The organism is Nitrospirillum amazonense (assembly GCF_007828035.1).
Taxonomy (GTDB): domain Bacteria; phylum Pseudomonadota; class Alphaproteobacteria; order Azospirillales; family Azospirillaceae; genus Nitrospirillum; species Nitrospirillum amazonense.
On the sequence record NZ_VITV01000003.1, the window covers coordinates 359,744 to 377,504 of the forward strand.

At 67.6% G+C, this 17,761-nt stretch carries 12 protein-coding genes; 4 read left to right on the plus strand and 8 right to left on the minus strand.

All coding sequences use genetic code 11. The annotated features are described in order from the left end of the window. Positions 1-75: 75 nt before the first annotated feature. Both gatA and gatC read right to left on the minus strand, forming a co-directional pair. Positions 76-1,560, minus strand: a complete 1,485-nt coding sequence (gene gatA, locus FBZ87_RS09515) for an Asp-tRNA(Asn)/Glu-tRNA(Gln) amidotransferase subunit GatA (protein ID WP_145610099.1) — start codon at positions 1,558-1,560, stop codon at positions 76-78. Then, positions 1,560-1,847 (minus strand): Asp-tRNA(Asn)/Glu-tRNA(Gln) amidotransferase subunit GatC, encoded by a 288-nt coding sequence (gene gatC, locus FBZ87_RS09520; RefSeq protein ID WP_040845375.1) that lies wholly within the window; start codon positions 1,845-1,847, stop codon positions 1,560-1,562. The genes gatA and gatC overlap by 1 nt, the downstream gene beginning before the upstream one ends. Positions 1,848-1,948: 101 nt before the next feature. On the opposite strand from gatC, the gene ruvX reads away from it, so the two are divergent. Further along, complete coding sequence (gene ruvX / locus FBZ87_RS09525; protein ID WP_145610100.1) at positions 1,949-2,527, plus strand: Holliday junction resolvase RuvX; 579 nt, start codon at positions 1,949-1,951, stop codon at positions 2,525-2,527. Between the two features lie 6 nt (positions 2,528-2,533). After that, a complete protein-coding gene (locus tag FBZ87_RS09530) occupies positions 2,534-3,460 on the plus strand; it encodes an AEC family transporter (RefSeq protein ID WP_145610101.1) in 927 nt (308 codons plus the stop codon). 64 nt (positions 3,461-3,524) lie between these two features. On the opposite strand, the gene FBZ87_RS09535 is transcribed toward FBZ87_RS09530, so the two are convergent. The 6 genes from FBZ87_RS09535 to FBZ87_RS09560 form a co-directional block, all read right to left on the minus strand. Beyond that, complete coding sequence (locus tag FBZ87_RS09535; protein ID WP_211106903.1) at positions 3,525-4,847, minus strand: sugar MFS transporter; 1,323 nt, start codon at positions 4,845-4,847, stop codon at positions 3,525-3,527. A gap of 135 nt (positions 4,848-4,982) precedes the next feature. Next, the gene (locus tag FBZ87_RS09540) at positions 4,983-6,578 is read right to left on the minus strand and encodes a carboxylesterase/lipase family protein (RefSeq protein WP_246134319.1); all 1,596 of its coding nucleotides are present in this window, start codon (positions 6,576-6,578) and stop codon (positions 4,983-4,985) included. A 78-nt stretch (positions 6,579-6,656) separates the two neighbouring features. After that, positions 6,657-8,888 (minus strand): beta-glucosidase, encoded by a 2,232-nt coding sequence (locus tag FBZ87_RS09545; protein ID WP_145610103.1) that lies wholly within the window; start codon positions 8,886-8,888, stop codon positions 6,657-6,659. Positions 8,889-8,929: 41 nt separating this feature from the next. Further along, positions 8,930-10,345: a DUF1593 domain-containing protein gene (locus FBZ87_RS09550; protein WP_145610104.1), complete on the minus strand. Its 1,416-nt coding sequence runs from the start codon at positions 10,343-10,345 to the stop codon at positions 8,930-8,932. Then, positions 10,342-12,333 carry a glycoside hydrolase family 3 protein gene (locus tag FBZ87_RS09555; protein ID WP_246134320.1) on the minus strand — a complete coding sequence of 664 codons (1,992 nt, stop codon included), beginning with the start codon at positions 12,331-12,333 and terminating at the stop codon, positions 10,342-10,344. Before FBZ87_RS09555 ends, FBZ87_RS09550 begins: the two co-directional genes overlap by 4 nt. A gap of 109 nt (positions 12,334-12,442) precedes the next feature. Then, the gene (locus FBZ87_RS09560; RefSeq protein ID WP_145610105.1) at positions 12,443-14,629 is read right to left on the minus strand and encodes a TonB-dependent receptor; all 2,187 of its coding nucleotides are present in this window, start codon (positions 14,627-14,629) and stop codon (positions 12,443-12,445) included. Between the two features lie 648 nt (positions 14,630-15,277). On the opposite strand from FBZ87_RS09560, the gene FBZ87_RS09565 reads away from it, so the two are divergent. Further along, the gene (locus tag FBZ87_RS09565; protein ID WP_211106904.1) at positions 15,278-16,312 is read left to right on the plus strand and encodes a LacI family DNA-binding transcriptional regulator; all 1,035 of its coding nucleotides are present in this window, start codon (positions 15,278-15,280) and stop codon (positions 16,310-16,312) included. 158 nt (positions 16,313-16,470) lie between these two features. Next, positions 16,471-17,745 carry an Hsp70 family protein gene (locus tag FBZ87_RS09570; protein ID WP_145610107.1) on the plus strand — a complete coding sequence of 425 codons (1,275 nt, stop codon included), beginning with the start codon at positions 16,471-16,473 and terminating at the stop codon, positions 17,743-17,745. Positions 17,746-17,761 lie beyond the last annotated feature (16 nt).

Here is a 17,761-nt window from a genome sequence, read left to right on the forward strand (position 1 = left end):
CTCTCAGCTATGTAATAAAAAAAGGCGACGCCCGCGAGGACGCCGCCTTTTATCATTCCGTAACCGGAACTGCCCTTACGACACCAGCGGCGGCAGGGGCTGCGGGCCCGCAGCCTGTTCGATGACGTGGCCGACCTTCAGCACGGTTGCCTCATTAAACGGACGGCCCAGCACCTGCAGGCCCAGGGGCAGGCCCTCGCCGCTCAGGCCGGCCGGCACCGACAGGCCGGGCAGGCCCGCCAGGTTGGCCGGAACGGTGAAGACGTCGTTCAGGTACATGGCGATGGGATCGTCCATCTTCTCGCCGATGCCGAAGGCGGCCGACGGGGCGGTGGGCGTCAGGATGACGTCGCACAGCTCGTACGCCTTGGTGAAGTCCTCGGCAATGCGGGCGCGCACCTTCTGCGCCTTCAGGTAATAGGCGTCGTAGTAGCCGGCCGACAGCACGTAGGTGCCGATCATAATGCGGCGCTTCACCTCGGCGCCGAAGCCCTCGGCACGGGTGTTCTCGTACATCTCCTTGAGGTCCTTACCCTCGACGCGCAGGCCGAAGCGCACGCCGTCATAGCGGGCCAGGTTGGAGGAGGCCTCGGCCGGGGCCACGATGTAGTAGGCCGGCAGGGCGTACTTGGTGTGCGGCAGGCTGATCTCCACCGGCGTGGCGCCGGCGGCCTTCAGCCATTCGATGCCCTGCTGCCACAGCTTCTCGATCTCCGCCGGCATGCCATCGACGCGGTATTCCTTGGGAATGCCCACGCGCAGGCCGCGGATGTCGCCGGTCAGGGCGGCGGCATAGTCCGGCACCGGCACATCGATGGAGGTGCTGTCCTTGGGGTCGTAACCGGCCATGGAGCGCAGCATGAGCGCCGCGTCCTTCACCGTGCGGGTCATGGGGCCTGCCTGGTCCAGGGACGAGGCGAAGGCGACGATGCCCCAGCGCGAGCAGCGGCCATAGGTCGGCTTGATGCCGACGATGCCGACGAAGCTGGCCGGCTGGCGGATGGAACCACCGGTATCGGTGCCGGTGGCGCCCAGCGCCAGGCGGGCGGCCACGGCGGCGGCCGAGCCACCCGAGGACCCGCCGGGCACCAGCTTGCGGGTGAAGTTGCCGGCTTCGTCCTTGGGCGACCACGGGCTGATCACCGGGCCGTAGTGGCTGGTGATGTTGGCCGAACCCATGGCGAATTCGTCCAGGTTCAGCTTGCCCAGCATGACGGCGCCGTCGCGGAACAGCTGGGTGGTCACCGTGCTCTCATACGGCGGGACGAAGCCGTCCAGGATGTGGCTGGCGGCCGTGGTCTGCACGCCCTCGGTGCAGAACAGGTCCTTGATGCCCAGGGGCAGGCCGTCCAGGGCCCGCTGCTCACCCTTGGCGTAGCGGGCGTCGGCGTCGGCCGCCTGCTTCAGCGCCACGTCCGGCGTCTCGATGATGTAGGCGTTCAGCTCCTTGGCCGCTGCCATGGCGTCCAGGTGCGCCTGGGTCAGCTCGACGGCGGTGAACTCCTTGGCGGCCAGGCCGGCCAAGGCGTCGGCCATGGTCAGGTGGGTCAGCTTCGTCATCACTCGACAACCTTGGGCACGGAAAAGAAATTCTCGGTGGCGTCGGTGGCGTTGGCGACCACCTTTTCCGGATAACCGCCGTCGGTCACGGCATCGGGGCGCCGGCGCAGGTTGGCGGCGACCACGCTGGTCATCGGTTCCACGTTTTGGGTGTCCACCTCGCCCAACATCTCCACCCAATGCATGATGGTGTTGAGTTCGCCGGCCAGCTGCTCCAGATCGGAGTCCGGGACCTTGATGCGGGCGAGATGCGCGATCTTCGCCACGGTGGCCTTGTCGAGGGACATGGTGCTAAGTCTCTCCTTCGGAATAAGGAGCCACGGGGGCGATGACAGGCGGCGTGTCGTATGCCGCCGGCCCCCGGGCGGCGCGGAAGGTAACACCCGGTATGGCGATCCGCAACATCAGGGACCTCAAGGCCCAGCTGCCCCCCGGCGGGCGGCTGATGGGCCTGGATCTGGGGTCCAAAACCATAGGCATGGCGATCTCCGATCCCGGCCTGACCGTGGCCTCGCCGGTCGGCACCATCACGCGGCGCAAGTTCACGACCGACGTGCAGGATCTGGCCAAGGAGCTGCGCGGCCGCAACGTCGCCGGCTTCGTCATCGGCCTGCCCCGCAACATGGACGGCAGCGACGGCCCGGCCGCCCAATCCGCCCGCAGCTTCGCCCAGAACCTGATCGAACAGCCCCACCTGCTGGGCGGCCAGGTACCCGAGATCGCCTTCTGGGACGAACGCCTGTCCACCTCGGCCGTCAGCCGCATGATGATCGAGTGGGACATGACCCGCAAACGCCGGGACGAGGTGGTCGACCGCATGGCCGCGGCCTACATCCTTCAGGGCGCCCTGGACTTCATGGCGGCCGAGGCCGCGCGCGCCGCCCTGGCCGCCCGCGACGAAGCGAAGGGTGACGCGGCGGGCCTGGATGGAAGACACGATGAAGAAGATCGCGACCGGGACGACTGACCAGGCATGCTGCAGGTCCTGACGGCGCTGGCGCCCACCTTCCTGCTGATCGCGATCGGCTTCGGGTTGCGGCATTTCAAGCTGATCGACGCCGCCTTCTGGGGTGCGGCCGAACGGCTGATCTATTACCTGCTGTTCCCCGCGCTGCTGATCGACGGCACCGCCAAGACCGACCTGTCGGGCATGGACATCTGGGCCATGGGCGGCGCCCTGGTGGGCGGCATCCTGCTGCTGAGCGCCGGCCTGCAGTTGACCTGCCGGCGCCTGTCGGGCAGCGATCCGGCCTACACCTCCGTCTTCCAGGGGGCGGTGCGGGTCAACACCTATGTCGCCATGGCCTTGGGCGCCGCGCTGCTGGGCCCGCACGGCACGGCCCTGATGGCCATCGGCGTGCTGTTCTGCATGCCCACGGTGAACATCCTCAGCATCCTGGTAATGCAGCGCCACGGGGACATGCCGGCCGGCATGAAGCGTCATCCCCTGCGCACCCTGTGGCAGATCCTGAGCAACCCGCTGGTCTGCTCTGTCATCGTGGGCGCCGCCCTGAATCTGGCCGGCGTGCGGCAGATTCCGGTGGTATCGCCCGTCATGAACGTGCTGGGCCAGGCCAGCCTGCCGCTGGGCCTGCTGGCCGTCGGCGCCGGCCTGGGCTTTTCCGCCATCCGGGGGGCCAAGGTGGCGGTGGCCATCAGCAGCGTGGCCCGTTTGGCCGTCCTGCCCGTTGTCACCGCACTGCTGGCCAAGGCGCTGGGTGTCCAGGGCAACGCCTTCGTCGCCGTGGTGCTGTACAACGCCCTGCCCACCTCCGTCAGCGCCTATGTCCTGGCCCGCCAGATGGGCGGCGACGCCCCGCTGATGGCGGGCATCATCACCGTCCAGACCCTGGCGGCGGCCATCACCCTACCGGTGCTTCTGGCCATGTTGACCGCCTGAAACGACTTCGGCGGCGCAGGGGTGTCCTACGCCGCCGATCGTCACGTCAAAACGCCCACGCGCGTCAGTGCATGGACACCGCGCGGGGGGCGCCGCCGGTCTTGGCGGCGGGCTTGCCCGACAGCAGGTGCAGGCCGGTCAGCAGGCCGTAGCCGGCGATCATCAAGTAGCAGACCACCGGCACGATGAAGGCCAGCACCAGGCTGGTCAGGTCGGCGACCTTGCCCGTGATCATGGGCACCACGGCACCGCCGAAGATGGCCAGGCACAGCATGCCGGCACCCTGGGGTGTCTCTTCCTCCAGCCCATCGATGGCGATGGTGAAGATGGTGGGGAACATGATGGAGTTGCACAGGCCCACCGACAGGATGGTGGCCATGGCCAGCGTGCCGCTGCTGGCCATGGACAGGCTGACCAGCAGGGCGGCGGCCAGCGAACATGCCATCAGCACGATGCCGGGCCGGGCGAAGCGCAGCACCACGGAACCGATGAAGCGGCCAAACATGGCGCCGCCCCAGTACAGGCTGACCAGCACGGCGGCCTTGGATTCCGGGGTGTTCAGCACGTCGTGCAGGTGGATCACGCCGGCGAACCAGGTGCCCAGCTCGGACGCCGCGTCCCGCGTGCGGTCGAGGATCAGGTAGTTGACCATGGCGCTGCCGATGGACACCTCCGCCCCGACGTAGACGAAGATGGAAACCACACCCAGGGCCAACTGGCTGTGGCGCAGCACCTTCAGGCTGAGGCCGCTGCCCGACTGCTGGTCGGTGGCGGCCCCCTCACGGCCCCGCAGGAACCAGAACAGCATGGACAGGACGACCAGCAGGGCTGCGATCATCAGGAAGGGCACGTGCACGCCGCGCGTGCTGGCATCCCCGTCCGCCGCCTTGGACAGGATGAAGACGGAACCGAGGATGGGGCCGATGGTAGTGCCGAAGGAATTGAAGGCCTGGGCCAGGTTCAGACGGCTAGACGCCGTTTCCGGCCGGCCCAGCAGCGACATCAGCGGGTTGGCCGCCACCTGCAGCACGGTAATACCACCCGCCATGACGAACAGCGCCAGCAGGAAAGCGGCGAACAGGCCCATGCTGGAGGCGGGCACGAACAGCAGGCAGCCCAAGGTCATGATGACCAAACCGGCGACGATGCCGCGCAGATAGCCCAGGCGCGCCAGCAGGGCGCCCGCCGGGACCGACACGACGAAATAGGCCAGGAAGAAGGCGAACTGCACCAGCATCGCCTCGGTGTAGTTCAGCGAGAACTGTTCCTTCAGCTTGGGGATCACGGCGTCCACGATAGACGTGGCGAAGCCCCAGGCGAAGAACAGCATGACGACGATCGGGGCCAGCGACGTCATGGATTTATTGTGGGCGGATGCGGTCGACATCGATCGTTCGTCCAGTCGGTATGATAAGTCCGGGCCCGAGGGGTTTGACATCCGCCGGGCCCGGGTTCAATGGCTATTACGACACATTCGTATTTTATTGCGTTGCGAAATGAAATTTTCCGCAACGCAGCATATTTAGTTCGACGCCGCCTTGGTCCGCTGCTCGGCCACCTTCTGCGCCAGGTCCAGCCGGTCCTTCATCGGGTCGACCTCCAGCACGGGCCCCTTGGTGCCGAAGTCCATCAGGCGTTCATCCTGGCCCGCCTTGAAGGGCGTCCAGGCCGGCAATCCCTGGGGCTCCGGCTTGCCCGTCTTGGCGAAGGCCACCCAGTAGGCGTGCGCCGCCTTGGCCGCCGCCGCGTCCGCCGCCGTCAGCGCATCGCCGTAGCGGGCCTTAACCGTATCGAAGACGAAGGGGATTTCCGTCGCGTGCGGCGTGCCCCACCATTCCTTGCGCATGCTCTCCGCCACATAGGAATAGCGGAACAGGTAGACGGGTGATTTGTGGGCCGACAGCAGGCGGGCGGTCTCGCGCGCCGGCTCGATGAACATGAAGGCGCCGGCAACACGGTGGCCAATCAGCTTCACGTCGCGCGACCCGTCGGGATCGAACAGGGCCAGCGCCTTGTCCTTGTCAGCGCCGAACGGTGCCAGCACATCGTCCAGCGAACCGCCGAAGAAGAAGCCATCGGCCCCGGTGGCGCCCACCATCACCGGCACGTCGGCGCCCGCCCCCGCCGCATAGGCCGTCACCGGCGCCGAATAGCGGACCACGGCGCCATCCACCATGGGTCCGGAATAGGTCGGCACGTTCATGGTCGCCATGTTCAGGCCGTCCACCACCGCCTCGGCCGGCAAGGCGCGCAGGGCCGCCAGGCCAGCGGCACCCGTATCGGTGATGCCGTGCTGGGCGGCATAGGCCAGGCCCGATTTTTCCGCCGATGGCGCGTCACCGTCCGCATGCAGGGGCGGTGTGGGCAGGATGCGTTCGCGTCCGGCACCCGACTGGACGATGCCCCGGTTGAACAGCCCCTTGGCCATGGGCGAGGTCAGCAGGGTGTGAACGGAGATGCCGCCCGCGGATTCACCGAAGATGGTGACATTGTCAGGGTCGCCGCCGAAGGCGGTGATGTTGCGCTTCACCCATTGCAGGGCCGCCAACTGGTCGAGATAGCCATAGTTGCCCACAGGGCCCTGCCCCGCCTCCGCCACCAGGGCGGGATGGGCGAAGAAGCCGAAGCGGCCGACGCGGTAGTTGAAGCTGACCAGCACCACGCCGTCACGGGCGAAGTTCGATCCGTCATAAACGGCGGGGGAACTGCCGCCGTTCACGAATCCGCCCCCGTAGATCCACACCATCACCGACCGCTTGGCACCCGGCTTGACGGTGTCGGCAGGTGCCCAGACGTTCAAGTACAGGCAATCCTCCGCCGGGGCGACACCCAGGGGGGCCGCATCGCCCGGCAATGGTTTCTGCATGCAGTCGGCGCCATACTGGGCGCCGGAGCGCACGCCGGCCCAGGCGGCGGCCGGCTGCGGCGGGCGCCAGCGCAAGGGGCCCACCGGCGGGGCGGCGAAGGGGATGCCCTTGAACGCCGCCACATCGCCGCTGACCACGCCGGAGACCCGGCCCTGTTCCACCTGCACCACCGGCGCTTCCGCCGCGAACGCCGGCCGGGCAGTGGTCAGCAACAGCGCCGCGACCGCGATCCGCTTCATCATCTTGGACATCGCATTTCCCCTTGTCAGGATCATCGCCACCGGTCGCAGCTTGGCCGGAACCGGCAGCGATCCAAGTTCCAAAAAGGCTTATGGCTGGCGGGTGGAGGCCTTGACGGCCGCCCCGCCCTTGAGATCCAGGTCGGTGGCCGAAGCCCCCACGGCCACCTGATAGTCGCCGGCCTTGACCTGCCAGGCGTGCGCGGCCTCATCGAAGCTGCCCAGCAGTCGGGTGTCGGCGGTGACGGTCACGCGCTTCTTTTCCCCCGGGGCCAGGGTCACCTTGGACCAACCGATCAGGCGCTGGGTCTTGGTGCCGGCGGCGTTGGTCAGATAGACCTGGGGCACGTCCTGGCCGGGGCGCTTGCCGGTGTTGGTGACCTCGAAGCTGACGGTCAGGGTGTCGCCACCCGTCACCTTCACGTCGCCATAGCTGAAGTGGCTGTAGCTAAGGCCGTAGCCGAAGGGGAACAGGGGCTTGGCCCCCGTCTTGGCGTAATGGCGATAGCCGATGTCGGCGCCCTCCGTATAGGTGATCTCGGCCGGGCTGAATTCCGGCTTGTCGGCGCCGGGGATGTCCTTGCGCAGCAACTGGGCGTCGCTTGCCGGGAAGGTGATGGGCAGGCGACCGGAGGGATTGGCGTCACCGAACAGGATGTCGGCGATGGCCTCGCCCCCCCGGCTGCCGGGATACCAGGCCTCCACCACGCCGGCCACCTTATCCAGCCAGGGCATGTGCACCGGCCCGCCCGTCTCCAGCACCACGATGGTGTTGGGGTTGGCGGCGGCCACGGCGGCGATCAGGGCGTCCTGGCCGTTGGGCAGGCTGAGGTCCGGCGCGTCGGCGCCCTCGCTCATCCACTGGGTGGCGAAGACGATGGCCACGTCCGTGGTCTTTGCCACGGCCGCCGCCTCCGCCGGATAGGAGCCGTCGTTGAAGCGAACCGCCTTCTCCCCCGCCTTGGCGCGGATGGCCTTCAGGGGAGAGGACGCGTGATAGACCACGGTGCGGAAGGCGCCCATCATGCCATCGCCACCCAAAGGAATGCTGGCCCCCGGGCCCGCGTCCGACACCACCTGGGAAGAGCCGCCGCCCGACAGCACGCCGGCGTTGGCGAAGCCGCCGATGACGGTGATGGTCTTGCCTTTCGTGGCCAGGGGCAGCAGATCGCCCTTGTTCTTCAGCAGGACGATGCCCTCGGTCCCGGCCGCCTTGGTCACCTGGGCATGGGCGTCGAAATCGATGGGCGCCTTGGCCGCCGGGTTGTCGAACAGGCCCGCCGCGAACATGGAGCGCAGGATGCGCCGCGTCATGTCGGACAGGCGCTCCGCCGGCACCGTCTTGTCCTGGACGGCGGACTTCAGCGGCTCATTGAACCAGACCTTGCCTCCGGGGCTCAGCATGACGTCGATCTGCTCACCCGATTCCTGGTCCAGGCCATTCACAGCCGCCTGCACGCTATGGACCGCACCCCAGTCGGACATGACCCAGCCGGGATAGGCCCAGTCGGTCTTCAGCACCTGGTTCAGCAGGAAGGGGTTGTCGCAGGCATAGGCGCCGTTGACCTTGTTGTAGGCGCACATGACGGAGCCGGGCTTGCCCTTCTCGATGGCGATCTGGAAGGCCAGCAGGTCGCTTTCGCGCGCCGCCGCCTCCCCGATCTTGGCATCCAGGGTCATGCGCTGGGTTTCCTGGTCGTTCACCGCGAAGTGCTTGATGGTGGAAACGACGTTCTGGTCCTGGATGCCCCGGATGGATTCACCGCCCAGGGTGCCGGCCAGCAAGGGATCTTCGCCCAGATATTCGAAGTTGCGGCCGTTGCGCGGGTCGCGCGCCAGGTTGACGCCGCCGGCCAGCAGGACGTTCAGCCCCTTGGCGTGAGCCTCCCTCCCGATCATGGCGCCGCCCTTGTAAGCGGTTTCGGGGTTCCAGGTGGATGCCAGCGACAGGCCGGACGGCAGGGCCGTGGACGGGTCGCCCGGCCGCACGTTCATGGGGTTGGCGACGCCCAGGCTGGCGTCGCTTTCCTGCAGGGCCGGGATGCCCAGGCGCGGCACGCCGGGGATGTAGCCGGCGGACCCGATGGCGCCTTCCGGCAACTTGGCGCCCAGGAAGGGCATGGCCATGGGCCCGTGGACCAGGCCGATGCGCTCGTCCACCGTCAATTCCTTGTTCAACAGGTCGGCGCGCTGGTCCGGCGACAGCTTGGTATCCATCCACGGCCGCGCCGCCTCAGCGGCCAGGGCGGTGGTCGCCAACGGAGCGGTGAACGAGAGCGACAGGGCCGTGCCCAGCAGCAGGACGCGGGTGCGATCGGTCATGGGGTACGTTTCCATCCGGTTGTTTTGGTCAGGCTTCAGGGTCATGACTGCGGCATCGCGATGATGACGCGGCGATAGCGGGTCAGCGGCAACGGGCCGCCGCCCGTCACCTCCAGGATCAGGTGCAACTGCTGCGGACCCGGCAGCAGGGGCCGGGCGGTCGGGGCGGTGATGGTGGCCTTGGCGGTGTCGGCGCCGGCGATGCCCAGCTCCGGCACCACCACCAGGGCGTCCTGCCAGGTACTGGGCTCCTTGTACTGCCACCAGCGGAAGGTCAGCGGGCCGCCATCCGGGTTGATGGAGGCGTCCGCGTCCAGGGTGGCGCTTTCCCCCGGGCGCAGGGTCAGATGCAGCGGCTCGCTGCCACCCTGCCCGTTCACCACCACCTGGGGCGGATGGCTGGCCTGGGCGTGATCCGCCGTCAGCGTCCAGCCGATGCGGGCGGCGAAGTCGTTCTGGTAGGCCTCGCGCCAGCGCCAGATGGTGGCCTGGGCGTTACGATGGGGCCGGCCGTCGCCGCCCACGGCCGTATCCACCACATCGGTATGCAGCCCCATGCCCTCATTCGCCAGGCCATATCGCCCGCCCCAGCCGCCGTAGTCGGGATGATCCGGCGCGTTCAGGCCGTTATCGACCAAGTAGAGGAAGGACGGCGTGTCCCCCTCCATGATGAATTTCCATTGGGGATAAAGGCCGCCCAGCGGCCCTTTGCGGATATGGGCGTCGATCCAGTCGTGGGAGACGGAGGCGCTGTCCGGCCCGGGGAACTGATAGAAATCCTCCCCCGACATGCCGGTCCAGATGGCGGTGGAATAGTGGCTGAAGGCGTGGACGCTGCCGATCCAGAACAGCTGGGGATACCGGGCGCGGATCCAGGGGCCGCTGTCGTCCTGGTCGGAAATGGCATAAACCCGCAGGCGGGCGACGAAGGCGGCCACCTGGTCCGGCGTGCGGGTGGCCGCCACATGGTGCAGCGCCTGCGCCAGCACGTTGGCGCCGCCCCAGATGGTAACCCAGAGCGGCCGAGGATTGGGGTCGTCCACGGCGGCGATCAGCGCGTCGGACGCGGCGCTGTCCCGCCCCTCCCCCACGCCGGCCAGGCCGTAAAGCGCCGGCCCCGCCGTGACCCGGTCCAACAGCGCCTGGGCATCGGGATAGGCCGGATCATGCGCCCGCAGATTGGGTAGCACCTGACCATAAGCCTGGATGCGTTCCCGCAGCCGCTCCGGGTGCACCTGGTCCCGGAGCCAGGTGGAGGTGGTGGCCGCCATGCCGGCCACGTCCATCTGGTCGGTATAGAGCAGGAAGCGGACGAAGGACTCCTCATCATCCGGCTCGTTGGCGATGTCGGTCAGCACGAAGACCCGCGGCTTGGCCGGCGCCGCCTGGACGGCAGGGGCCGAGGCCAGCAGGGCCATCAGCAGAAGCGGCGCCCACACCCACCACCGGTTCATCATCGTCCAGCGCCCCCGCTGCCGATGGGGTACAGCGGGTCCTTGCTGTCGTGCGGCACGTCCGACGCCTGGGCCGCCACCGCCGCCATGCTGCGCGGCAGCTCGAACGGCAGGTGGCCCTGCGCCGCCACCTTGCCGGTGACCACATCCAGGAAGGCCCGGTCACTGACGCCGAAATCGGCATAGAGGCGGGTGGCCTTGTCGCGGATGTTGGTCAGAATGGCCGGGCGGTCGAGATAGACACTGACCACCGCCGGCACCTTGGCGGCGGCCACGGCCTTCAGCGCCTCATAGTCCGCGTTTCCATCATTGAAGCCCAAATCGCCCTCATGCTGCAGGCTGCCGAAGGTGTAGTTGGGGTGCAGGGTCTGGAAGGGCGCGGACAGGCGCAGAACGGCGACTTCCGCCTGTTTGGGGTCGTCCACCACCGTCAGGCCGGCGGCCTTGGCGGCCTCCGCCGACACGCCGCGCAGGTAGACCTTGCGGCCCGCCAGGGCCACAGGCCCCTCGCCCGCCTCCAGCAAAACCATGGAGCGCGATTGCGCCGCCAGCCCCTCGGCCAGGAACTGCGGCGTGCCCACAACCTTGGCGGCGGCGTCGGCATCCACATAGGGGTTCTCGAACAGGCCTTGCTGGAACTTCAGGGCCAGGATGCGGCGCACCGACTGGTCCAGCCGCGCCTCGGTCACTAGGCCCTGCTTCACCGCCGCCAGCAGGGGCGCGGGATCGTCCACGCCGCCGAACTGGTCCAGCCCGGCCTCCAGTCCCTTGGCGAAGCGCGCCGGGGTGGACAAATCCTCGACACCCCAGGCGGTGGAGAAATCCTTGAAGGTAGGCCGCTCACCCGCGGGGAAGCCGTTGCGGCACACCGCGTTGCAATCATTGGCGATGGCCCAGTCGGACAGGATGATGCCCTGGAAGCCATAGGTGCCGCGCAGCAGGTCGGTCAGGAGCCAATGATTGAAGCCCGCCCCCACCTGCTCCACCGGCTTCCCGTCCACCACCATCTCTTTCAGGATGGAATAGGTGGGCATGACGCCCGCGACATGGGCGGCGAAGGCGCCCTTGAAGGGAAGGACGTGCTGGTCGAAGTGCGCGGGTCGCACCAGAGAATAGCGGCCATAGCTGTTGTGGCTGTCGAAGCCCTCCGCCGCCGCGCCATAGCCCACCCAGTGCTTGACCACTGCCGAGACGCCGCTGACACCGGGGCCGTCGTCACCGCCCTGGAAGCCCTCGACATAGGCCTGGACCAGGCGGCCGTCCAAGACGGGATCCTCGCCAAAGGTGCCGTTGATGCGGGACCAACGCGGCTCCGTCGCCACGTCGGCCTGAGGCGACAGGGTCTGGTGGATGCCCACCGCCCGGTATTCTTGGCGCGCGATGTCGGCGAAGCGGCGCACCAGGGCGGGGTCGCCGATAGCGCCCAAGCCCAACGTCTCCGGCCATTGCGAGAAGCCGGCGGACAACTGGCTGGCGCCGGCCGTCACCTGGAAGTGGTTGCGCGGATCGGTGCTGAGCGTCAGGGGGATACCCAGGCGTCCACCCTCCGCCACCGCCTGCAGGCGGTTGTCCTGCTCCGCCAACTGCTGGGGCGGCGTCGCCTGGCGGGTGATCAGGGTGGTGATGCCGAAGTCCCGGATCATGTGGGTGGCTAACGGAAAATCGTAGGGCCCGCGCATGGTCGCGAAGGTGAAGCCGCCTTCGGGCGGAACCGTGCCGTGCAGCAGGGTGCCGGCCTTCTCCGCCACCGTCATGCGGCCCAGCAGGTCGGCCACGCGGGCATCGATCGGCAGGCGCCAGTCCTCATAAGGATCCAGCGTGCCGTTGCCGTTCAGGTCGCGGAAAGACAGCCCGTCCACCGACAGCAGCGGCTTCACCCGGCTGCCCAGCACCGGCTGCGGCGGTCCGCCCACGGCGGGAACGGCCGCGGCGGCGGTCAGCAGCAGGCTCAAGGTCACCAAGGCGGTCAGGCGGCGGTGCTGCGAAGGCATGGGCTAATCATCCCGTGAGGCGAAATGGAAAAAGAGGCGTGCCGCCGGGGAAGGATGTTCCTGCGGCACGCCCAGGGGAAGTGAGGCACCAGGCCTCGGAGGAAGCGGGTTAGAAGTTGGCGGACACCCTCACGCCATAGGTGCGGGGCGGGGCGTAGGAGCCGCTGCCGGCCAGGCGGTTGCCCGACCCGTTGGTGTCGGGGTTAGCCACGACCAGCACGGCGTTGTTCTCCAGGTTGCGGACATAGGCCATGACCCGCCAGCGCCGGTCGGCGTCGTCGTAGGCCAGCGACAGGTTGGTCTTGGTGTAGGCCTTCTGCTCGGTGACGGCGAAGTTGCGGTAGTCCAGGTTCTGGTCGCCGACATAGACGCTGTCGACGCGGGCCGTGATCATGGCGCCGGACGCCAGGTCCCACATGTGCTGGTAGCCCAGGTTGATGGTCCATTCGGGCGACTTGGCCAGCGTGTTGCCGGTGTAGACGGCGGCGCTGCTGGGGTGGAAGACGTCGCCCGTCGCCAGGACGAAATCAGTGTAGCGGGCATGGATGTAGGAGACGCTGCCGTCCACGCGGTCGCTCTGGGTCAGCAGGGCTGCCCCTTCCACCTCCACGCCGTAGACCTCGGCCGTGCCGGCGTTGACCGTGACGGTGGACGCCTGGCCTGCCACCTGGCCGATGGCGCTGACCTGGAAGTCCTGATAGTCGTAGTAGAAGCCGGTCAGGTTCAGCTGCAGCTTCTTGTCCATGAACTGGTTCTTCACGCCGACCTCATAGGCGGTCAGCTTTTCCGGCTGGTAGGGGTTGTTGTTGGGCGGCTGGCCGTCGCCATAGCCGCCGGCCTTGTAGCCCGTGCCGATGGAGGCATAGAGCAGGCTGTCCGGCGCCAGATCGTATTCCGCCCCCACCTTCCAGTTGGTGGAATGCCAGGTCAGGTCCGCGTCGTTGAGGTACAGGGGGGAGCCGCCGACATAGGTGTTGCCGACAATGTGGCCGAAGGCCTCGGTGGCGCCGGTGCGAGCCTTGTTGTCCTCGGTATAGCGCAGGCCGCCCGTCACCCGCAGGCTGTCGGTGAGGCTGTAGGTCGCCTGGGCGAAGGCGGCCTTGGACTCCTCCGTCACCACCGGCTGGACGAAGGCCAGCGAGGTGATGCCGGCGATGGGGTCCAGCGCGAACAGGACGTCGTTGTTCTCCTTGAAGTAATAGAGGCCGGTCACCCACTTCAGCGGCCCGTCGCTGTTGGCCAGGCGCAGTTCGTGCGACATCTGGTCCTCATCGGACCGGAAGATGGTGGACGCGCAAAGCGCGCCAGAGGGGGCCGCGCAGGTGGAACTCTGCGTGGAACCGCCATGGGTGTGGTCGGTGTCCGTGCGGTAGGCGCCGACATAGGTCAGGGTGGCGAAACCCAAATCCCAGTCCGTGGTCAGCGACACACCCTTGTTGGTGTGGTTCAGGCTGCCGTCCGCCGACACCGGATAGGTGTAGGGCGAACCGAACTTGGCGTACTGGCCGATGGGCGCGGAGGCGTAGCCCACGCCGCCCTCATGGAAGATGTCGACCGACAGCAGGGCCTTGAACGTCTCACTGGGGGTCAATTGGACCTGCAGGCGGCCGGCCTGCGTATCCTCGTCATTAAAATTGCTGGAGCGGCCGTTGTTGGTATAGCCGTCGTGCCGGCTGGTCTGGAAAGCGGCGCGCACGGCCAGCGTGTCGGTCAGCGGCACGTTCAGCATGCCGGAGGTCTGCAGGTTGTTGTAGTTGCCGTAATCCAGCGACGCATTCCCCTCGAACTTGTCGCTCGGCCGTTTGGTGATGACGTTGATGCTGCCGGCGGTGGCGTTGCGGCCATATAGCGTGCCCTGGGGACCGCGCAGAACCTCGATGCGATCGATGTCATAGAGGGCGCCGATGGCGGCGCGCGACCGGGCCATGTAGACGCCGTCGACGTTGAAGGCCACGGCGGGGTCGCCCACCTCGGTGTCGTTGGTGCTGCCGATGCCGCGGATGGCGATCTGGACGGACCCGCTGCCGTTATTGCCCACGGCCAGGCCGGGAACCATGTTGTTGAGGTCGGTGGAGCTGGAAACGCCGCGCTGCTGCAGGGTGTCGCCGGAAAAGGCGGTGATGGCGATGGGCGTCTTCTGTGTCGTTTCCTGCCGCCGCTCGGCGGTGACGACGATGTCCTCCAGCTGCTGCGACGCGGCCTGGGGGGCGTTTTGCGGGGCGGCGGTCTGGGCCAGGCCGGGGGTGGCGATCAGGCTGGCCAGCGCGGTGGCGGCCAACAGGGTGTAGGTACGCATCTCTCCCAATACTCCCATTCTGCTTCTTTGTTCTTGTCGTCGCGAAGACGGGCCCCGGCTTCTGTGCCGAGCCTCTTTCGGGCCTGCCTGGAGGATGAGCGGCGCCTGCCCCGGCCCCGGTCATCCAGGGGCCAGGCCGCACCCAAGCAGGTGCCTAAGCCGGCAGGCTTTCATCGCGTTGTCCGTGGCGCGGGGTGGCGGCTCAAGGCAAGGCCCGCCGTTCACCGCCGCAACGTGGGGGCGCGATGGCTCATATCCGATGATGTTCTTTTAAAAAGGGCGGCCGGCTTACCGGATGGCCCGGTCCTGGAACGCGCAAGCGTCACGCATGATCGTCTCTCCCGTTTGTTGGGCCCCGCCTTGTTGTTGTCCTTCGACCCTGGGGCTGAATGACAGCGCTGTCCCTGGTGTCGAAAAAATAAGGAGGCCTCGTTGGCCCTATTTTGTTATCATCCAGAACAACCGCGCGCAAGAGGGTTTCTCAAAAACCGCCGGCAAGGACACACCGTGTCAGTGCCGGCCCGCCGCCGCCGGTTTCACGCACTATCTTTGCCGCCCGCCGATGCTATGATCCCGCCGCTTTCAGGAGGCGGGGCACAAACCTCCGGAATGGCAAGGGGGCAGCGGTCTGGTTGGAGGTTCGAGGCGTTGAGCAAGGCCACCATTTATGATGTCGCCCGCGTGGCCAACGTCTCCATCAAGACGGTGTCCCGCGTGCTGAACGGGGAACCCAAGGCCAGCGCGGAGACGCGTGCCCGGGTGATGGAGGCGGCGCGCAGCCTGAACTACACGCCCAGCCTGTCGGCCCGCGCCCTGTCGGGATCGCGCAGCTTCCTGATCGCGCTGGTCTCCTCCGGCGGGGTGTCGGACAACGCCATGCTGTACGTGACCGAACTGCAGATGGGCGCCATCCAGGCCTGCCGCGCCGGCGGTTACCACCTGCTGACGGAATACATCGACCTGGGCGCGTCCGACTTTACCGCCCTGACGGAGACTCTGGTTTCCACCCTGCGCGTCGATGGCGTCATCCTGATCCCCCCGTTGTGCGACGATCCCCAGTTGTTGTCCCTGCTGGCACAGCGCGGTGTCACCTGCGTGCGCATCTCCCCCACCCTGGACGGCAGCGCCGAGGAGAAATGGGGCTGGGGTGTCGACATCGACAATTACCAGGCGGCATTCCAGATGACGCGCCACCTGATTGACCAAGGGCACCGCGACATCGGCTTCATTCAGGGCCACCCCAAGCACGCGGCGGCGGCTCAGCGTGAGGCGGGCTATCGCGACGCCCTGTTCGACGGCGGGCCCATCCCAGATCGTCTGATCCAGCCGGGCCTGTTCACCTTCGACAGCGGCCTGTCGGCCGCCCGCGCCCTGCTGGAACAACCGCGGCGCCCCACCGCCATCTTCGCCGCCAACGACAGCATGGCCATGGCCGTGCTGTCCGTGGCCTACAAAATGGGCATCCCGGTGCCGAGCGCCCTGTCGGTGGCCGGCATCGACGACCTGCCGGCCGCCAGCGTCGTTTGCCCGCCGCTGACCACTGTGCGCCAGCCGGTGATGGAAATGGGCGCCGCCGCCGCCCGTTTCATTATCGACCGCACCGCCGGCCAGGTGGGCAGCTACCTGAAGAAGGTGTTCGACCACAGCCTGGTGGTCCGCGAGTCCACCGCCCCGCCGACGTGAAGCCGGCGGCGTCGCCGCTGTAGCCTACCAGCCCGCGGAAATGGGCCCGGCGCCAAGGGAAAGACTCCATTTTTCCTGGCCGCGCCCGGCTATTTCCGTTACAAACCGCGCCCCCATTTCAAAAACCGATGCTTTCGGCCGTCGTTGGAGCGCGCACCATGGGCTATTGCGGCCTGGACTTTGGAACGTCGAACAGCACCCTGGGCGTCGTCGAGGATAGCGAGGCCCGCCTGCTGCCGCTGGAGGGGGAGGAGACCACCCTGCCCAGCGCGCTGTTCTTCGACTTCGCCGCCAAGCGGGAGGAGTTCGGCCGCGCCGCCATCCAGATCTATGCCGAGGGGGCCGACGGGCGCCTGATGCGCTCCCTGAAGTCGGTGCTGGGTACCGACCTGATCGACATGGAAACCCAGCTGGACCGGCGGCGCATCCGCTTCCGCGACGTGCTGAAGATCCTGCTGACGGAGATCAAGCGCCGGGCGGAGGAGCAGGCCGGCCACCCCCTGACCCAGGTGGTCCACGGCCGCCCCGTGCATTTCGTGGACGGTGACGACGCGGCCGACCGCCGGGCGGAAGCAGCCCTGGCGGAGATCGCGCGCGACATCGGCTACACCGACATCTCCTTCCAATTCGAGCCCATCGCCGCCGCCCTGGATTACGAGCGCCAGGTGAATGCGGAGGAGATCGCGCTGATCGCCGACATCGGCGGCGGCACCTCCGACTTTTCCATCGTGCGCATCGGACCGGATCGGCGGGAGGCCGCGGACCGGGGCCAGGACATCCTGGCCAGCACCGGCGTGCGCATCGGCGGCACCGACTTCGACCGCCTGCTGTCGCTGCACGGCGTCATGCCGCACCTAGGCTACCAGTCGCCGATGAAGCGCGCCGGCCTGCTGGCGCCCAACAGCTATTTCAATGACCTGGCCACCTGGTCCAAGATCAACTTCCTCTACGCTCCCAAGGTAATGGCGGAGCTGCGCCAGGTGCTGCGCGAGTCCGCGAAGCCCGACCTGATCGGCCGGCTGATCCATGTGGTGGAGGAACACTTGGGCCACCGCGTCGCCATGACGGTGGAGCGCACCAAGATCCGCCTCAGCGCCACGGCGGCCCAGCCGGGAGGAGCGGACGTGGCGGTGGACATCCCCTTCGACTTCATCGAGCGTGGATTGACCATCCCCTTCACCGTGCCCGGCTTCGCCACGGCCACCACGCCGCTGACCGACGGCATCGCCGGCATGATCCGCAAGGCCCTGGACGACAGCGGCCTCACGCGCGACAAGATCGATGCCGTGTTCCTGACCGGCGGGTCCACCCTGCTGCCCAACGTGCGCGCCAGCATCCTGGCGGAACTGCCGGAGGCCCGGGTGGTCGAGGGCGACAAGTTCGGTTCCGTCGGCCTGGGCCTGACGCTGGAAGCCCATCGGCGCTATCGCTGAGGCAGGCAGAAAAACA